This window comes from Pseudomonas sp. GW456-L12 (genome assembly GCF_059424045.1).
The window spans coordinates 55,674-71,066 of sequence record NZ_JBWKZA010000025.1 but is presented as its reverse complement, the minus strand read 5'-3'; the positions used below and the strand labels follow the sequence as shown (position 1 = coordinate 71,066).

General features: G+C 66.6%; 17 protein-coding genes. 4 read left to right on the top strand and 13 right to left on the bottom strand.

The window, feature by feature from the left end:
- The first annotated feature begins 257 nt into the window (after positions 1-257).
- The gene (locus AC07Y9_RS24795) at positions 258-1,664 is read left to right on the top strand and encodes an adenosylmethionine--8-amino-7-oxononanoate transaminase (protein WP_007932536.1); all 1,407 of its coding nucleotides are present in this window, start codon (positions 258-260) and stop codon (positions 1,662-1,664) included.
- A gap of 94 nt (positions 1,665-1,758) precedes the next feature.
- Positions 1,759-2,478 carry a 16S rRNA (uracil(1498)-N(3))-methyltransferase gene (locus tag AC07Y9_RS24790; protein WP_007932537.1) on the top strand — a complete coding sequence of 240 codons (720 nt, stop codon included), beginning with the start codon at positions 1,759-1,761 and terminating at the stop codon, positions 2,476-2,478.
- Positions 2,479-2,619: 141 nt separating this feature from the next.
- Here AC07Y9_RS24790 and AC07Y9_RS24785 read toward each other — a convergent pair whose 3' ends face one another.
- The 3 genes from AC07Y9_RS24785 to AC07Y9_RS24775 are packed head-to-tail and all read right to left on the bottom strand — an operon-like array spanning position 2,620 to position 5,169.
- Positions 2,620-3,522: a transporter substrate-binding domain-containing protein gene (locus AC07Y9_RS24785; protein ID WP_007932538.1), complete on the bottom strand. Its 903-nt coding sequence runs from the start codon at positions 3,520-3,522 to the stop codon at positions 2,620-2,622.
- Positions 3,523-3,549: 27 nt separating this feature from the next.
- The gene (locus AC07Y9_RS24780; protein ID WP_102680497.1) at positions 3,550-3,900 is read right to left on the bottom strand and encodes a RidA family protein; all 351 of its coding nucleotides are present in this window, start codon (positions 3,898-3,900) and stop codon (positions 3,550-3,552) included.
- Positions 3,901-3,927: 27 nt separating this feature from the next.
- On the bottom strand, positions 3,928-5,169 hold the full coding sequence (locus tag AC07Y9_RS24775; protein ID WP_102680496.1) for a D-amino acid dehydrogenase: 1,242 nt from the start codon (positions 5,167-5,169) through the stop codon (positions 3,928-3,930).
- A 107-nt stretch (positions 5,170-5,276) separates the two neighbouring features.
- On the opposite strand from AC07Y9_RS24775, the gene AC07Y9_RS24770 reads away from it, so the two are divergent.
- Positions 5,277-6,191 (top strand): LysR family transcriptional regulator, encoded by a 915-nt coding sequence (locus AC07Y9_RS24770; RefSeq protein WP_009051293.1) that lies wholly within the window; start codon positions 5,277-5,279, stop codon positions 6,189-6,191.
- Positions 6,192-6,299: 108 nt separating this feature from the next.
- Here the strand turns inward: AC07Y9_RS24770 and trhA are convergent, their stop codons facing one another.
- Positions 6,300-6,917 carry a PAQR family membrane homeostasis protein TrhA gene (gene trhA, locus AC07Y9_RS24765; protein ID WP_102680495.1) on the bottom strand — a complete coding sequence of 206 codons (618 nt, stop codon included), beginning with the start codon at positions 6,915-6,917 and terminating at the stop codon, positions 6,300-6,302.
- 153 nt (positions 6,918-7,070) lie between these two features.
- Here trhA and AC07Y9_RS24760 point away from each other — a divergent pair, with 153 nt between their 5' ends.
- Complete coding sequence (locus tag AC07Y9_RS24760) at positions 7,071-7,982, top strand: LysR family transcriptional regulator (protein ID WP_075122636.1); 912 nt, start codon at positions 7,071-7,073, stop codon at positions 7,980-7,982.
- Positions 7,983-8,069: 87 nt separating this feature from the next.
- Here the strand turns inward: AC07Y9_RS24760 and madM are convergent, their stop codons facing one another.
- The 9 genes from madM to mdcA form a co-directional block, all read right to left on the bottom strand.
- Positions 8,070-8,834 carry a malonate transporter subunit MadM gene (gene madM / locus AC07Y9_RS24755; protein ID WP_102680494.1) on the bottom strand — a complete coding sequence of 255 codons (765 nt, stop codon included), beginning with the start codon at positions 8,832-8,834 and terminating at the stop codon, positions 8,070-8,072.
- Between the two features lies 1 nt (position 8,835).
- Entirely contained in the window at positions 8,836-9,252 is a 417-nt protein-coding gene (gene madL / locus AC07Y9_RS24750; protein WP_102680493.1) for a malonate transporter subunit MadL, read from the bottom strand.
- A 66-nt stretch (positions 9,253-9,318) separates the two neighbouring features.
- Positions 9,319-10,254, bottom strand: a complete 936-nt coding sequence (mdcH, locus tag AC07Y9_RS24745; protein WP_102690489.1) for a malonate decarboxylase subunit epsilon — start codon at positions 10,252-10,254, stop codon at positions 9,319-9,321.
- Entirely contained in the window at positions 10,251-10,871 is a 621-nt protein-coding gene (locus AC07Y9_RS24740) for a malonate decarboxylase holo-ACP synthase (RefSeq protein ID WP_102680491.1), read from the bottom strand. The genes mdcH and AC07Y9_RS24740 overlap by 4 nt, the downstream gene beginning before the upstream one ends.
- Positions 10,872-10,876: 5 nt before the next feature.
- The gene (mdcE, locus tag AC07Y9_RS24735; protein WP_173679799.1) at positions 10,877-11,683 is read right to left on the bottom strand and encodes a biotin-independent malonate decarboxylase subunit gamma; all 807 of its coding nucleotides are present in this window, start codon (positions 11,681-11,683) and stop codon (positions 10,877-10,879) included.
- Complete coding sequence (locus tag AC07Y9_RS24730) at positions 11,680-12,528, bottom strand: biotin-independent malonate decarboxylase subunit beta (protein ID WP_102680489.1); 849 nt, start codon at positions 12,526-12,528, stop codon at positions 11,680-11,682. The genes mdcE and AC07Y9_RS24730 overlap by 4 nt, the downstream gene beginning before the upstream one ends.
- On the bottom strand, positions 12,521-12,820 hold the full coding sequence (locus AC07Y9_RS24725) for a malonate decarboxylase subunit delta (protein WP_007932573.1): 300 nt from the start codon (positions 12,818-12,820) through the stop codon (positions 12,521-12,523). Before AC07Y9_RS24725 ends, AC07Y9_RS24730 begins: the two co-directional genes overlap by 8 nt.
- Positions 12,820-13,692: a triphosphoribosyl-dephospho-CoA synthase gene (locus AC07Y9_RS24720; RefSeq protein ID WP_102680488.1), complete on the bottom strand. Its 873-nt coding sequence runs from the start codon at positions 13,690-13,692 to the stop codon at positions 12,820-12,822. Before AC07Y9_RS24720 ends, AC07Y9_RS24725 begins: the two co-directional genes overlap by 1 nt.
- A complete protein-coding gene (gene mdcA, locus AC07Y9_RS24715) occupies positions 13,693-15,363 on the bottom strand; it encodes a malonate decarboxylase subunit alpha (RefSeq protein WP_102680487.1) in 1,671 nt (556 codons plus the stop codon).
- Between the last annotated feature and the right edge of the window lie 30 nt (positions 15,364-15,393).

The following is a 15,393-nucleotide window of genomic DNA, read 5'->3' as shown; positions in this document are numbered from 1 at the left end:
TGCCCAAGACTATCGATTTAACTATCGAATTAAAGCGGAAATTTTCGCTTTGAAATATCGAGAAATACGATGTTGATCCTACGAACACTAAATTAACCAGGCATTAAGGTCTACGGGGGAAAAACGTGACAGACCGTCCTGCGACCGCGATCAATTCGCCCTTCCAGGCATGCAATGGGTTGTGACACGGCCTGGCATTGCATAGGCTTGCGCGATTGTTTGCTCGCGTACTTCGAGCCGCCTCCAGGAGACTGAACATGGGCCTCAACAACCAGTGGATGCAACGCGATCTCGCGGTGTTATGGCATCCCTGCACCCAGATGAAAGACCACGAGCAGCTGCCGCTGATCCCGATCAAGCGCGGCGAAGGCGTGTGGCTGGAGGACTTCGAAGGCAAGCGCTACCTCGACGCGGTCAGCTCCTGGTGGGTCAACGTGTTCGGCCACGCCAACCCGCGCATCAACCAGCGCATCAAGGATCAGGTCGATCAACTGGAGCACGTGATTCTCGCCGGCTTCAGCCATCAGCCGGTGATCGAGCTGTCCGAGCGCCTGGTGCAGATCACCCCGGAAGGCCTGACCCGCTGCTTCTATGCCGACAACGGTTCGTCGTGCATCGAAGTGGCGATGAAGATGAGCTTCCACTACTGGTTCAACCGCGGCCAGAAAGACAAGAAGCGCTTCGTCACCCTGACCAACAGCTACCACGGCGAAACCATCGCCGCGATGTCGGTGGGCGACGTGCCGCTGTTCACCGAGACCTACAAGGCCCTGCTGCTGGACACCCTCAAGGTGCCGAGCCCGGACTGCTACCTGCGCCCCGAAGGCATGAGCTGGGAAGAACACTCGCGCAACATGTTCGCGGCCATGGAGCAGACCCTGGCGGAACACCACGACAGCGTTGCCGCGGTGATAGTCGAGCCGCTGATCCAGGGCGCCGGTGGCATGCGCATGTACCACCCGGTGTACCTCAAGCTGCTGCGCGAGGCCTGCGACCGCTATGGCGTGCACCTGATCCATGATGAGATCGCCGTCGGCTTCGGCCGCACCGGCACGATGTTCGCCTGCGAACAGGCCGGCATCCGCCCGGACTTCCTCTGCCTGTCCAAGGCCCTGACCGGCGGCTACCTGCCGCTGGCCGCGTGCCTGACCACCGACGAAGTCTATAGCGCCTTCTACGACGACTACCCGACCCTGCGCGCCTTCCTCCACTCCCACAGCTACACCGGCAACCCGCTGGCCTGTGCGGCGGCGCTGGCGACCCTGGATATCTTCGAGCAGGACAACGTCATCGAGAACAACCGGGCGCTGGCCCAGCGCATGGCCAGCTCGACCGCGCACCTGGCGGACCACCCGCACGTTGCCGAAGTACGCCAGACCGGCATGGTGCTGGCCATCGAGATGGTCCAGGACAAGGCCAGCAAGACCGCCTACCCGTGGCAGGAACGCCGTGGCCTGAAAGTCTTCCAGCACGCCCTGGAGCGTGGCGCCCTGCTGCGTCCGCTGGGCAGCGTGGTGTATTTCCTGCCGCCCTACGTGATCACCCCGGAGCAGATCGACTTCCTCGCCATCGTTGCCAGCGAAGGCATCGACATTGCTACCAACGACAAGGTCAGCGTGGCGGTACCCAAGGACTTCCACCCAGGCTTCCGCGATCCGGGTTGAGCCCCTCGCCGGCAAGCCCGCCGTTTTGCAGAAGCGGGCTTGACGCAAAGATCCATTGACCCACCTCGAACCGAATTTTCCCCAGAGAACCACCATGAGACTGTCCCGCTTCTTTATCGACGCCCCCCTGAGCCTCGGCGAGCACGAGCTGCCGGAAGCCCAGGCCCACTACATCGGGCGCGTACTGCGCATGGCCGAGGGCGACGCGCTGCAGCTGTTCGACGGTTCGGGCAACGAATTTCGCGGCACGCTGCTGGAAGTCGGCAAGAAGCGCGTGGTGGTCCGGCTCGATGAAAGCTTCGCCGGGCAGGTCGAGTCGCCGCTGCAGATCCACCTCGGCCAGGGCCTGTCCCGGGGTGAGCGCATGGATTGGGCGATTCAGAAGGCCACCGAGCTGGGGGTGAATGAAATCACCCCGATCTTCAGCGAGCGCTGCGAGGTGCGGCTCAAGGACGAGCGCGCCGACAAGCGCCTGGCCCACTGGCGCCAGGTGGCCGTCAGCGCCTGCGAGCAATGCGGACGCTCGCGGGTGCCGGTGATTCATCCGCCGGTGCTGCTGGCCGACTGGATCAAGCAGACCCAGGCCGACCTCAAGCTGGTGCTGCACCCGGTGGCCGAGCCGCTGGTGAGCCACGCCAAGCCTGCGACCCTGGCATTCCTGATCGGCCCGGAAGGCGGTCTGTCCGATGCCGAAGTGGACCAGGCCCAGGGTGCGGGCTTCCTGCCGGCGCGCCTCGGGCCGCGGGTGCTGCGCACCGAAACCGCGCCAGTAGTGGCGCTGGCGGTGGCGCAGCAACTGTGGGGCGATTTCTAACCCGCCCCCGCCTCTGGCCTCGGCCTCTGTAGGAGCGGCAGGTCGACGCTCGATTGCCCGCGAAGCGTTTCACCTGACACACCGCAGCGCCCATCTTCGCCGGCAAGCCTGGCTCCTACAGAAGCAAAAGCGGACCGGTGTTTACTCCACCGGATCGCTTACTGGTTTGGCGATGATCGCCTTCAGCTCGCTGGTCATCGGGAATTCCAGGTTCAGGCCCTTGGGCGGAATCGGCTGTTCGAACCAGCGCTGGTAGATGCCGTTGATTTCCCCTGAGCGGTACAGGTCCGCCAGGGTGGCGTTCACCAGTTCCAGGAACTGCGGATCGTCCTTGCGCACCATGCAGCTGTAGATTTCCCGCGACTGCTCCTCGCCGACCACCACCCAGTTGTGCGGATCGCGGGCCTTGGCCCGTTCGCCGTAGAGCAGCGCGTCATCCATGTAGAACGCCGCGGCGCGACCCGATTGCAGCATCTGGAAGGCTTCGCCGTGGTCCTTGGCGCTGATCACGAACATGTCGATCTTGTGCTCGACGTTGTAGCTCTTGAGGAAGCGCTCGTTGGTGGTGCCGGCGGTGGTCACCACGTTCTTGCCGCGAAGGTCGGCAAAACTCTTGATCCCACTGTCCCTGGCCGTCAGCAACTGGCCTTTGACATAGATGAAGCCGTAGGAAAACGCCACCTGCTTCTGCCGTTCGGCGGTCACCCCGGTGGAGCCGCATTCCAGGTCCACGGTGCCGTTCTGCACCAGCGGAATGCGCGTCTGCGACGTCACCAGGTTGTACTTCACCGCCAGTTGCGGCAGCGCCAGCTTGTCGCGGATGCGTTCGACGACCTTGCTCGCCAGGTCCACCGAATAGCCCATGGGTTTGCCACTGTTGTCACCCACGTAGGAAAACGGCACCGAGGCATCGCGATAACCCAGGGTAATACTGCCGGCGGTGGCGATCTTGCCCAGGGTGCCGGTCAGCGGCGCCTCGCTGGCGTACAGCGGGGAGCCGAGCAACAGGCCCAGGGTGCAGCCGAGCAACGTGATTTTTTGCATTGTTATTCTCCGTTGTGGGTGAAGGCGTTAGCGGCGAACCGCGATGACAGTGATTTCCACCAGGATGTCCGGGCGCGCCAGGGCGGCCTGCACCGTGGTGCGGCTTGGCGCCTGGCCTGGGGACAGCCAGGCCGACCAGACCTCGTTAATCGCGGCAAAGTCCTGCTGGATGTTTTTCAGGTAGAGGGTCGCACTGAGCAGATGATCCTTGTCGCTGCCGGCCTCGGCCAGCAAGGCGTCGATCTTTGCCAGCACTTCGCGGGTCTGGCCGGCGGCATCGGTGGCCTGGCCCGGCACCTGGCCGGAGAGAAACAGCAGATCGGCAAAACCCACGACAGCGCTAAGGCGGTCATTGCTGTGGAGACGCTGGATGGTCATGGGACAGCTCCTTGTACGTGAAAGAAATCAGGCGGCATGGGGCGCGAGCCCCTGCATGTCGATGGAAGTGCGGCGCTGGCCGATCAGCTCGGCCAGCAGGCGCCCGCTGCCACAGGCCAGGGTGAAACCCAGGGCGCCGTGGCCGAGGTTGAGCCACAGGTTGCGGTAGCCGGTGGCGCCGATCAGCGGTACGCCGCTGGGAGTCGCCGGGCGCATGCCGGCCCACTCGATGGCGGCATCGTAGTCACCGGCATTGGCGAAGGTTTCCCGGGCCTGGCGCTGCATCAGGGCCAGGCGCTTGGGGTCCAGGGCCGGGTCGAAACCGACGATATCGACCATGGCCGCCACCCGCAGCTGCTGGCCGATCCGCGCGTAGACGATCTTGCGGTTGTAGTCGGTGATGCTGATTTCCGGCGCCCGGTGCCCCGCGCCGATCGGCACGCTGAGGCTGTAGCCCTTGAGCGGATACAGCGGCAGCTTCAGCCCGGGCAACGCCAGTTCGCCACTGCGATGACCGGCGGCGAGTATCAGTTGGTCCACCGCCAGCACCTCGTCGCCCAGCTCGATGGCCTGCACCTGGCCGCCGGCCTGACGAATACCGGTGACCTGGCGCCCGGTCAGCAGCTGGCAACGGCCGGAAGCCTGCAACCGCGCCACCAGTTGCTGGCAGAAGGCGTGGCAGTCGGCCACTTCTTCGTCCGGGGTGAAGATGCCGCCGACAAAGGGCGCGCCGCCAAGGGTCGGCTCCAGTTCCGTGCATTCACCAGCGGACAGCACCTGCTGCTGGCGCGGATCGGCCAGGCCGTGGCGGGCGTGCTCGAAGCTCGTGGTTTCACGAAAGGTCACCAGCTTGCCGTTGCGCCGCCAGTGAAAACCGTCGAGCCGGTCCTCCTCGCGCCAGCTCTGCAAGGTGGCCTGGCTCAGCAGCGCCAGGCGCAGCAGATGGGCACCGTTGCGGCGGTTGACCGAGCCGCGGCAGGCCGCCAGGAACCCGGCCATCCAGCGCCACTGCGCCGGGTCCAGGCGCAGGCGCAGCTTCAGCGGCGAGTCGCCACGCAGCATCCAGCCCAGGGCCTGCCAGGGCACGCCGGCATCGGCCAGCGGCGCCACGTAGCGGTACGACAGCTGGCCGCCGTTGGCGAAGCTGGTCTGGCTGGCGAAGGCGTCGCGCGCCTCCACCAGGCTGACGTCGAACCCCTCGCGAACCAGGGCGTAGGCGCTGGCCAGGCCAATGACCCCGCCGCCGATGATGCAAACCCGCTGTGCCATGTCAGTCCTTAAAGCCTTGTTGAGCGGGCTTCAGGTTAGGACCAGGTGACAGGCCCGGGACAATGAATAAAGATGGACCACCCATAAACAAAGGTTATGGACTCATCATGCGACTGCGCCATATCGAGATTTTCCAGGCCATCCGCCAGACCGGCTCGATCAGCGGCGCGGCGCAACTGCTGCACGTCTCCCAGCCAGCGGTGACCAAGGTCCTGCAGCACGCCGAGCAACAGCTGGGCTTCCCGCTGTTCCTGCGGGTCAAGGGCAAGTTGCAGGCCACCCCGGAAGCCCTGGAACTGGAGCGCGAGGTCGACAAGGTCAGCGAAAGCCTGCAAGGGGTACGGCGCCTGGCCCAGAGCCTGCGTCGCGAGCCGGGCCACAGCCTGCGGATCGGCGCCACGCCGGCGCTGGCCTTGTCCTTGTTGCCGCCGGCCATCAACCAGTGGACCCGGCGCTACCCGGACATCGTCTGCGAGCTGTCCAGCGCCCACAGCCGCGAGCTGGTGCAGAACCTGCTGATGCGCGAGATCGATGTGGCCCTGACCCTGCAACGCCCGGATCATCCGGGGCTGACCGCCCAGGCCCTGGCCAGCGGGGTGCTGGTGGCGCTGGCGCCGCTGGATTACTGGCCCCAGGCGGCCAGGGGCACGCCGCTGCCGCTGATGGAGCTGGCGGGGGCGCCCTTGATCGGCCTGTCCAGCGCCGACCCTCTGGCGGCGAAACTCGACGGTTACCTGAAAGCCGTGGAACCGGCGCCGCGGGTCAGCATCGCTGTGCAGACCTACTCCCTGGCCCGGGCCATGGTCGAATCCGGCGCCGGGCTGGCGGTGATCGACCCCTTCACCGCCCTCGGCGCCTCGCCCGCCAGCACCGCGATTCGCCCGCTGACCCCGGCGCTGCCGATTACCCTGTATGCCGTGACCCGCGCGGCGGAGGCGCTGCCGCACACCTTGAGCAGCCTGCTGGAGATCTTCGGCGGCCGGGCGCAGGAGCAGCTGGATCGGTTGATGACCGGGGATTGAGGCGGCCCTACCGGGCCTTATCGCGAGCAAGCTTCGCTCCTACAGGGATGTACGTTACCCGTTGTAGGAGCGAAGCTTGCTCGCGATGAACGATAACGCGCTCGCCGATCAGAGCACGTAGAACAAGATCGCCACGAAGTGCAGCAGGCTGCCGGCGATCACGAACAGGTGCCAGATCCCGTGGGCATGGCGCAAACGGCTGTCGAGGGCGAAGAAGATGATGCCCACGGTGTAGAGCACCCCGCCCGAGGCCAGCCAGGCGAAGCCGGCGGGGCCCAGGGCCGCCAGCAGCGGCTTGACCGCCACCAGCACGATCCAGCCCATCACCGCGTAGATCACGATGGACAGGATGCGCGCCTCGGAGCGCGGCTTGATCTCCTGCAGGATGCCGATCAGCGCCAACCCCCAGACGATCCCGAACAGCGTCCAGCCCCAGGGCCCGCGCAGGCTCACCAGGCAGAACGGCGTATAGCTGCCGGCGATCAGCAGGTAGATGGAGAAGTGATCGACCTTCTGCATGATGCTTTTCGCCCGCCCGCGCACGCTGTGGTACAGGGTCGAGGCGCTGTACAGCACCAGCAAGGTGAAGCCGTAGATCGCCACGCTGACGATTTTCCAAGGGCTGCCGTCGAGGCTGGCCAACACCAGCAGCCAGATCCCCCCGACCAGTGCCGCAATCGCGCCCACCAGATGCGTCCAGGCGTTGAGTCTTTCCCCGTGATACATGTGCCACTCACCTCCCAAGGCGAAAATCTGCGCAAGGCTCAGGCCTGTAGCCTGAAAGCGCAATGTTTCCAAATAAAGCCATGGACGAAAAAACCTCCAGCCAAGTCATGACCCGGCAGGCACAATCGAAGCATTCGAATAAGAGCGCCCATCATGCTGATCGATGAAGAGTTGACCCTGAAAAAGCTCGAAGTGTTTCTGGCGTTCATGCGCACCGGCAATCTGGCACGCGCCGCCGCCGAGTTGCAGACCAGCAATGTCAGCGTGCACCGGGCCATTCACTCCCTGGAAAGCGCCCTGCGCTGCCCGCTGTTCAAGCATGAAGGACGTAACCTGACGCCGCTGGAAAGCGCCTTCGTCCTCGAAGAACGGGCGCAGAAGCTGATCCAGGACGTGGTCGAAAGCGTGCGCCTGACCCGCGAAGCCGCCGGGTTCTCGGCGGAACGCTTCAAGCTCGGCTCGTTGTATTCATTGACGGTGAAGACCGTGCCGCAGCTGATCATGGGCCTGAAGCTGCGCCGTAGCGAGCTGAATATCGACCTGATCCTGGGCTCCAACATCGACCTGCTGTACAAGCTGAAGAACATGGAGGTCGACGCGATCCTGGTGTCCCTGGACGACAGCGTCAGCGACCCGGACTGCGAGCAGATCCCGCTGTTTTCCGACGATATCTTCCTGGCCACGCCGGCCGACTCGCCGTTCGCCCAGCAGGCGGAAGTCGACCTCAGCGACGTGCGCGACGCGACCTTCATCACCCTGACCCAGGGCTTCGCCACCCATCAGGACGGGGTGCGGGTGTTCAAGCAGGCGGGTTTCGAACCGAAGGTGGCGATGCAGGTCAACGACATCTTCACCCTGCTGAGCATGGTCAGTTCGGGGGTGGGCTATGCCCTGCTGCCGGGAAGGATTGCCGCGGTGTACGAAAACCGCGTGAAGCTGATTCCGCTGCAGGCGCGCTACCGGCTGCAACAGCATATCGGCGTGGTGTTCCTCAAGGCCAAGGAGCGCGACCCGAACCTGCTGGCGCTCTTGGCGGAGTGCCGGATGTATTCGCGGGGGTCATAAAGACGCTATCGCGGGCAAGCCTCGCTCCTACAGAGGTATGCAATCACCTGTAGGAGCGAGGCTTGCCCGCGATGAGGCCAGGAGGCCCTACCCCACCAACCCGCGCACGATGAAATACAGCAACGAAGGCCCGAGCAGGCAACCCAGCCCGGTATGGAAGGTCGCGGTCAGCGCGCCGTAGGGCACCAGGCGCCGGTCGGTTGCCGCCAGGCCCGCGGTCACCCCGCTGACGGTGCCGGCCAGGCCACCGAAGACCATCGCCGAACGCGGGTTGTCCAGGCCCATCCAGCGCGCCGCCATGGGCGTGCCGACCATCACCAGGATCGCCTTGATCAGTCCCGTGGCGATGGACAGCGCCACCACATCGGAGCTGGCGCCGATCGCCGCCCCGGTCACCGGGCCGACAATGTAGGTCACCGCGCCGGCGCCGATGGTGGTCATGCTCACCGCATCGCGATAGCCGAAGGCCCTGGCGATGCTCGCCCCGACAATGAACGGCAGCACCGTGCCGAGAAACAGCGCGATGGCGCCGATCATCCCGGCCTTGCGCGCCTCGGTGGCCTGGACCTCGAAGGCCGTGGCGACAATCGCGAAGTCGCGCAGCATCGCGCCGCCCATCAGGCCGATGCCGGAGAACAGCGCCAGGTCCGCCAGGCCCTTTTGCCCACCGGTGATCGTACCGCCAACCCAAGCCAGCACCAGGCCGATGACGATGGCGATGGCCGAGCCGTGCACCCGGCCGAACGTCAGGCGCTTGGACAGCAGCACCGAGACCCACATGATCACGCCGACGAAGGCGAAGGCGGTGACCAGGCCGTTGTGTTCCAGGCCTTTCTCGATCAGATCCCACATATCAGCGTCCCCCTGCCGCAGCAGCACCAGGGGCGACACCGTCCGGTTCGTCCGGCAACGGTTCGCCTTTGTTGGTGCGGCTGATCAGGGCGATGGTGCAACCACAGAGCACCACCGAACCAATGGCCGCCAACACCGCCACTGGGCCGCCGTGCAGGGCGGTCACCACGTTCTGTTGCGCGGCCATGGCCACCACCACCGGGATGTACATGGCGCCCCAGAAGCCGACGCCCATCTCGCAGTCCTTGGTCATGCCGCCGTGCCTGTGCATCCACAGCCGCGCGCAAATCAGCAGGATCATGGCGATGCCGACACCGCCGACGTTGGATTTCACCCCCAGCAGGACGCCGAGCATGTCACCGATAATCACCCCTGCCAGCGTACAGATCGCCAGCAGCGCCACACCGTAAATAATCATTGTTGTAGTCCTCAAAGTGCATCGTCGAAGTTGTTGTTCTTGTGCTTCGCCAGCTTGAGTCGGTGTCTAGGGTTGGCGGTTTCCCTCCTCACGCAACAGCGCTTGCAGAGTGTCGAGCCGGGCCCCGTCGCAGGCCATCACGGTGCCCTGCTCGAACACCCGGCGCGCCAGAGCGGTCAACACCGCGCCGGGCGGCAGTTCGATCTGTAGCCGCACGCCGCGCTCGTAGGCGCTTTGCACGGTGCCGCGCCAATCCACCACCCGGCACATGTTGAACGCCAGGTCGTCGCGCAACTGCTCCGGCGTACGCAGCGGCCGCGCGCGGCTGCCGCTCAGGTAACCCAGGCGCGGCGGCTGCAACGCCACCCTGGCGAACGCCTCGGCCAGGGCCTGGGCCGGCTGCTCCAGCAGCGGGCAATGGGACGGCACGCTGACCGCCAGACGCTTGGCCACGCCGACCCCGCAGCCGCGGGCCAGCTCGGCGACCTGGGCCATGGCGGCATCGCTGCCGGCGATCACCACCTGGCTATCGGCATTGATATTGGCCAGGTACACCGGGTTGTCCGGGCTGTGCACCTGGGCCAGCAAGGCCTCCACCGTCGCCAGTTGCAGGCCGACGATCGCGGTCATGCCATAACCCTGTGGGTAGGCCTGCTGCATCAGCTCGCCGCGCAGGCTGACCAGACGCAGCGCATCGCCGAAATCCAGGGCGCCGGCCACCACCGCGGCGGGGTAGGCCCCGATCGACAGGCCCGCCACGTAACCCGCGCCCGGCCCGTTTTCCAGCAACACCCGGGCATGGGCCACGCCGGCGATCAGCAGGCACAACTGCACCGCCCGGGTAGTCGCCAGGGCCTGGGGCGAATCCAGGGCCAGGGCATCCTCGCCCAGGACCTCGCTCGCCTGTTGCAGGCAGGCCTCGGCCAGGGCGCTGGGCGGCAGCCGATGCAGCATCCCCGGCTGCTGCGCGCCCTGGCCCGGAAACACCAGCAGGCTGCTCACGCCACCTGCTCCAGGGCCTGCCACGGATCGCCGACCAGACGCGCGCCACTGGCGCTTTTCAGCAGCACCCGCGCCGATGTCCCGGCCCACTCGCGCAGGGCCACGGCGCCGTTGGGTGTCTGCAATTGCAGGTCCACCGGGCAGACGGCGGCGTCGAGCAGCGCCAGCAACGCCCGGGCCTCGACCCGGTCCATGGGCTGCGCAGTGCGCAGGATCAGGTCCAGGTCGCTGTGTCGATGCAGCGCCGGCACGCCGCTGGCCAGTTCAAAACCGGCGCTGCCGCTGACACCCCAGGCCAGGCCGAGGGCATCCAGGGGTTCACGCAACCGAGCCAGTGCCTGGAGTGCTGGCCAGGCCCGATCCGACTCGGCATGGCACAGCGCTTCCGGCCGCACCCGGCGCTCGATGGCCGTCACCGCCATCAGCGTCCCGTAGCGCTGTTCCCGCAGCCGCCCACGCACGCCCACCGCCACCTGCCCGGGCGCGGTCAAGGCGCGTCGCACCACCACCGGTTGCCCGGCGGCCATGGCCGCCACCGCCCAGGCCGGGGCATCGGCGGGCAACTGCCGAGGGGACAGGCCCCACAGCAGGTCATGGGGCAGCAAGGCGCTGGTCATGGCGCTCACCATTGCTCGCGCAACAGCTGGCGGACCCGGCTGGAAGCGCCGCGGTTGCTGGCCCCCAGGCGTCCCGACAGATCGCGGCCGTGGGTGCGCACATCGGCAATCGCCTGGCCCAGGCATTGCCGCACCAGGGTCAGGTCGTCGGCGGTCGGCTGTTCGATCTGGCTGACCGACAAGGTTTCCCAGAGCAGGCCGAGGCTGGCATAGCTGTCGATGTCGTAGGCCATGGGCGGCACGCTGGCGGCCAGGGCCTCCAGTTCCTCGACGCTGCGCAGGGTGACCCGCGCCGCCGAGACCTTGCCCATGGCGTGCACCATCACCCCCGGGTCGCGCAGGGCGATCAGGCGGTTGGCCTGGTAACCGTGGGCCAGGAAGGCCCCGGACATGGCCTTGCCCACCAGCAGGCCGATCACCGGATGCCCGGCCAGCCGGGCCCGGGCATAGCTGTCGGCGGCCGCGGCCAGGGCCTGATGGATGCCCAGGGCCTCTTCGCGACGCCCATAGGCCTGGCTCGGCACATCGACTATGGCGATCAGCGCGCGCTTGACGCTCTGCTCACGGTCGGCCTCGATCGCGTCGTCCACCGCCTTGGCCAGGCCCCAGCCTTCCAGCAGGCCGACCTCACCATTGCGCGCCCGCACAAAAGGGTTGGCCGGGTCGGCGACCACGGCGATAAACCGTACCGGTTGCTGCTCCAGCGTGGCGTCCGCCACCTTCAACGAGGCCGGCAAACCCGCTACCGGGGCGGCGCCCGCGCTCAGGGCCGTGAACCAATGCAGGCCCCGCAGGGAATAAGCACTCATCAGTGATCTCCTCGATACAGCTGGCGAACCGTCGCCGGGTCGATCTGTGGGTGGCTGTCCAGCCGGGCCAGGCATTGCAGGTACAGCTCGGCCTGCCGGCTGCGTTGCGCGCTGGGCAGGCCCTGGGCCAGCAGTTCGCCGACCTGTTGGCGGATCTGCGCCACATCGTCGGCCACATAGCGGTCCGCCAGGCCGCTGGCGAAACGCTGCTCGCCGCCGGTCAGGCTCCAGATAAAGGGCCGGTCGCGGGAGTCATATTCCTCAAGGCCGGCTTCCTGCTCGATCACCTGCGGACCGTTGAGGCCCAGGCGCGCCTCCTGGGTCACCAGCAGGTAGCTGCACAGCCCGGCGGCAATCGACATGCCGCCAAAACAGCCGACGCTGCCGGCCACCACACCGATCACCGGCTGGTACTGGCGCAGGTCGACGATGGCCGCGTGAATGTCGGCAATCGCCGCCAGCCCGAGGTTGGCTTCCTGCAGGCGCACGCCGCCGGTTTCCAGCAGCAGTACGGCACGGGTAGCAATGCCCTTGCGGTTGTCTTCGGCTGCCAGCTCCAGAGCGCCGGCGATCTTCGCCCCGCCGACCTCGCCGAGGCTGCCGCCCTGGAACGCACCTTCGATGGCGGCGATCACCACCGGCAGGCCGTCGATGCGGCCCTTGGCGATCACCACCCCGTCATCGGCCTGGGGCACCACGCCCTGGCGCGCCAGCCACGGCGACATGACGCGCTGGAACGGATCAAGCAACTCGCGAAAGCTGCCGGCGTCGAGCAGGGCCTTGGCCCGCTGCCGGGCGCCGAGTTCGACGAAGCTGTGCTTGTTGAGCAAACGGGCGCTGTCAGTCATGGCCGATCTCCTCGAAGCCCTGCTCCAGGCGCAGACGCACCACGCCCGGGGTGGCGCCAAAATCATGGATATCGATACTCAGGGCCGGCGGCGTCTGGCCGTCGAACATGCGCTCGAACAGATGCTGCCAGCGCGACGCGCTGCCGTTGACCGAGGTCTGCACCTGAATGCTCAGCTTGCCGGGCTGCCCGGGTTCAAGCAGCACCTCCAGGTCACCCGAGCCGACACAGCCCACCAGCGCCCGGCCCCGGGCGGGTTGCCCGGCGGGAAATTCAAAAGACAAGGTTTCCATCACACTACTCCCTGGATGAAGGCGGCGCCGGAGGCGATCCGGTCGATCAGCAGGCAGGCCGCGAGCAAGTCCGCGGCGCCACCGGGCGAGGCATTCAAGGCCAGCAGGCACTGGTCCAGCTCATGCAGGCGGCGACGCCCGGCCAGGCTGGCGCTGCCGCCGGCGTCGAGCACCGCCTGGGCGCCCTGTTGCATGGCCCGCAGGCCTTCCTCACCGGCGCGATACAAAACGCAGGTGTCGGCCAGGCCGGTCATGATCGCCAGCAACGCATCGAGCCGGGCGTTCTGTTCGCCATGCCCCTGGGCACGGCTGCGCTCGAGTTGCGGCAGGCCCCGTTGCAGCACCGCCGGAAAGCCCAGCTGGGCTTCTTCGCGGGCGCCGCGCACGCCATAGCGCAGCGCCACTTGCGCGCCGTGGCTGAGGGGCCGTGGCGCGTAACGGTCGTCCAGCAGCGCCAGGCGCGCGGCCCGCAGGCACAGGGCGCCGGCGCTGTTGGCCTGAGGTTGCAGCGCGGCGGCGGCCACCAGCAGGCCCAAGGCCCAGATCGCACCACGATGAGTGTTCACCCCGTGAGTCGTAGCGAGCATCGCCGCTTCGCCTTCACGGCCAATGCGACCCAGGGCTTCGCGCAGGGGCAGGCCGACCGTGCCGAACGTGGCGGCTTCGGCCATTTCCTTGAAGGCCGGCCACAGCGACAGCGCCGAGGCATGCATCAGCCCCAGATGCAGATCGTTATGGGCGCCGTTGCCGCGACGGTCGACCAGGGCCGGTTTCGGCGACAGGTCGGCCTCGTCGATCAGCGCGTCCATCGCCAGGTCCGCCAGGCGCTCGGCCAGGCTCAGGGGTTTGCTTTGCAGGTTGAAGGCGTGCATTTACCAGCTCCTGAACTTGGCGGGCGGGTTGTACAGGCCACCCGACCACTCCACCAGATCGGCGACGCTTTTCGCCGCCAGCAGCTCGCGGCTGGCGTCGGTGCGGCGGATACCGAGGTCTTCGGGCAAGGCGATCAGGCCTTCGCGGCGCATGCGCGCGGTATCTTTCGGGTTGTGGCGCAGGCCGATGGCGGTCACCCCGGCCACCGCCGCGATCATCGCCTGGCGCTCTTCCAGGGAGCGCGCCTTGTACAGGTAGGCGATGCCCTCTTCGGTCAGCAGGTGGGTGACGTCGTCGCCATAGATCATGATCGGCGCCAGGGGCATGCCGCTCTTGCGCGCCACTTCCACGGCATCCAGGGTTTCGACGAAGGTCGGTTTACCGCCTTCCTGGAAAGTCTCGACCATCTGCACCACCAGCTTCTTGCCTCGTTCCAGCATCGGTTGTTGCGAGTCGTCGTGGCGCATATCCAGCCAGGCCGGGGTGCCGTGGCGCCGGCCACGGGGATCGTGGCCCATGTTCGGCGCACCGCCGAAGCCGGCCAGGCGGCCGCGGGTCACGGTGGAGGAATGGCCGTCGCCATCGACCTGCAGGGTCGCGCCGATAAACAGGTCCACCGCGTACTGGCCGGCCAGTTGGCAGAACATCCGGTTGGAACGCAACGAGCCGTCGCGCCCGGTGAAGAACACATCCGGCCGCGCGGCGATGTAGTTTTCCATGCCCAGCTCGGTGCCGAAGCAATGCACGCTTTGCACCCAGCCGCTTTCGATGGCCGGGATCAGGGTCGGGTGGGGGTTGAGGGTCCAGTTGCGGCAGATCTTGCCTTTCAGCCCCAGGGATTCGCCGTAGGTCGGCAGGATCAGCTCGATGGCCGCGGTGTTGAAGCCGATGCCGTGGTTGAGCGACTGGACCTTGTGTTTTTCATAGATGCCGCGGATCGCCATCATCGCCATCAGCACGTGCACCGGCTTGATGTGGCGCGGGTCGCGGGTGAACAGCGGTTCAATGTAGAACGGCCTGTCGGCCACCACCACGAAGTCGACCCAGGACGCCGGGATATCCACCCGCGGCAGCTCGCTGACGTCGTCCACCAGCTGGTTGACCTGGACGATGACGATGCCATCACTGAACGCCGCCGGCTCGATCAGCGCCGGGGTGTCCTCGGTGCTCGGCCCGGTATAGATATTGCCCGCGCGGTCGGCCATGAACCCGGCCGAGAGCACCACGTTGGGGATCAGGTCCACCACCAGCCGCGCATAGAGCTCGATGTAGGTGTGGATGGCGCCGATTTCCAGCAGGCCGTCTTCCAGCAACTGGCTGATGCGCAGGCTCTGGGTGCCGGCGAAGGAGAAGTCGAGCTTGCGGGCGATGCCGAGTTCGAACAGGTCCAGGTGCTCCGAACGGCCGACGCTGGGCATGATCATGTGCAGGTCGTGCAGGCGGCTCGGGTCGGCCTTGGCCAGGGAGCGCGACAGGAAGTCCGCCTGCTTCTGGTTGTTGCCCTCCAGCACCACGCGGTCGCCGGGCAGAATCAACGCCTCCAGCGCCGCGACTATCTTGTCGGTGGGCAACACGGCGCCATCGGCGAGACCCCGCACCTGCTCGAGACGCCGCTGCTTTTCAGCGCGTCGCCGCGTCCAGCGCGAGTCGGGGGATATTGTTGTTGTCATGCTCACTCCACGGGTTCGCTGTCGTGGCCG